The organism is Amycolatopsis kentuckyensis (assembly GCF_002155975.1).
GTDB classification, from domain to species: domain Bacteria; phylum Actinomycetota; class Actinomycetes; order Mycobacteriales; family Pseudonocardiaceae; genus Amycolatopsis; species Amycolatopsis kentuckyensis.
The window spans coordinates 358-2,074 of the sequence record NZ_MUMI01000600.1 but is presented as its reverse complement, the minus strand read 5'-3'; the positions used below and the strand labels follow the sequence as shown (position 1 = coordinate 2,074).

General features: G+C 71.2%; 3 protein-coding genes. 2 read left to right on the top strand and 1 reads right to left on the bottom strand.

Annotated elements, in window-relative coordinates:
* Positions 1-263, bottom strand: a 263-nt coding sequence (locus CCN39_RS49790; protein ID WP_208630638.1) for a hypothetical protein, incomplete at its 3' end; no start/stop codon positions are given.
* A gap of 73 nt (positions 264-336) precedes the next feature.
* Here CCN39_RS49790 and CCN39_RS43295 point away from each other — a divergent pair.
* Both CCN39_RS43295 and CCN39_RS52330 read left to right on the top strand, forming a co-directional pair.
* Entirely contained in the window at positions 337-1,125 is a 789-nt protein-coding gene (locus CCN39_RS43295) for a hypothetical protein (protein WP_086852450.1), read from the top strand.
* A partial coding sequence (locus CCN39_RS52330; RefSeq protein ID WP_244211272.1) for a serine/threonine-protein kinase occupies positions 1,122-1,717 on the top strand: 596 nt, incomplete at its 3' end. The genes CCN39_RS43295 and CCN39_RS52330, both read left to right, overlap by 4 nt.

Sequence of the window (1,717 nt, the reverse complement as noted above, 5' to 3'; positions counted from 1 at the left end):
GCGGAGGCGGGGACGGCGGTGGCGAACTGCCCGCTGTACGCCGGGGCCACTTTCTGGCCGAGCGCCGAGCCGGCCCAGGAGAAATTGATGATCCGGCAGGTCGGAAAACCATTCCAGGAAATGGTGAACGAACTGCCCGCCGGGCCGCTCGACGGTTTCAAACCAACCGACGGCGGAACTTGTGCATTGGCGGTGCCTGCCGCGGTGAGCAGAAGCAACGTTCCGGCCACGGCGCCGAAAAACAGCCGAACCACGAATCGCATTGGGACGTCCCTCCCCGGTGTGTGCTCGCTGTAGCATTCCAGGCCAGTCGGTAAAGCAAGTAGGGGATGCCCAATGGGACGTGTCATCGCGGCGGGGGTTGCGTTGGGTTTGTGCGCGGTGCTGCTGGGCGCGCCACCCGCCTCCGCGGAGTCCGCGTCGCTGCGGCTCCAGGTGTCGATCGACCAGCGGCCGATCGAGGACGCCACCGTCCCGATCGATCCGGCGAACCAGGTCGAGCTGCAGGTCGTGGCGACCAACCCCGGGGCCGCGCCGGTGAAGGTCCGCAGCGTGCGGCTGTCGGGCGTCGCGCTCGCGCTGACCTTCTTCGCCTACGACACGACCGCGCCCTTCGAGGTGCCGGCCCGCGGGTCGGTGTCCCGGACGTTCGTCCTCGACCTCGGTGACCTGGCCGGGCAGGCGACCGGGCTGCTGCCGTCGTCGGTCGAGCTGCTCGACTCCGGGCGCGTCACGCTGGGTGAGGCGACGACGGTCGCCGACGTCCGCGGGTCCTTCTGGTCGGTCTACGGCGTCTTCGGCCTGGCGATGCTCGTGCTGACCATCCTCGCCTGGCTGACCGCGCTGCTGGCGCTGGCCCGGCACCGGCTGGCGCCCAACCGCTGGCGCCGCGGCGTGCGGTTCCTGCCCGCCGGGTTCGGTACCGGCCTGGTCGCGGTGATCAGCCTGTCGGTGCTGCGCCTGGTCCCGCCCGAGCCGGCGGTCGAGATCCCGGTGGTGCTCGGCGCGGCGGCGATCGCGTTCCTGCTCGGCTACCTGACCCCGCACCCGGCGCCGCCCGCGGTGACCGAAAGTGACAAGACGGTGCAGCTCCCGCTCCCGTCGACCCAGGAATTCACCCGATGAGCGCACCGGCCGAGCTGGTCGCCGCCCTGCCGCAGTACGACATCGGGGAGTCGATCGGCGAGGGCGGCATGGGTGTCGTGTTCGCCGGCGTGCACCGGACGCTGGGCCGCAGCGTCGCGATCAAGCAGTTGCCGTGGGACGTGCTCAACCACGCGGCGAGCAGCGAGCTCTTCGACCGCGAGGCGCGGGTGCTGGCGAGCTTGGACCACCCGCACATCGTCCCGGTGTACGACTACGTCCGAACGGGCCGCGAGCACCTGCTGGTGATGGAGCGGCTCGACGGCGGGACGGTGCACAGCCGCTTCCACGGCGGCGGTGTCAGCGGCGAGCAGGCGTGCGCGATCGGGCTGGCGATGCTGGCCGGGCTGCACGCGGCGCACCGGGCGGGGGTGCTGCACCTCGACGTCAAGCCGCGGAACCTGCTGTTCAGCACGCAGGGCGTGGTGAAGGTGGCGGACTTCGGCATCGCCCGGGTGATCAGCGAGGGTGCGACGCTGGTGACGCACGGTGGCGAGATCCTCGGAACCCCGGCGTACATCGCCCCGGAGCAGGCCATGGGCAACGCCCTGAGCCCGGCGGCCGACGTCTACGC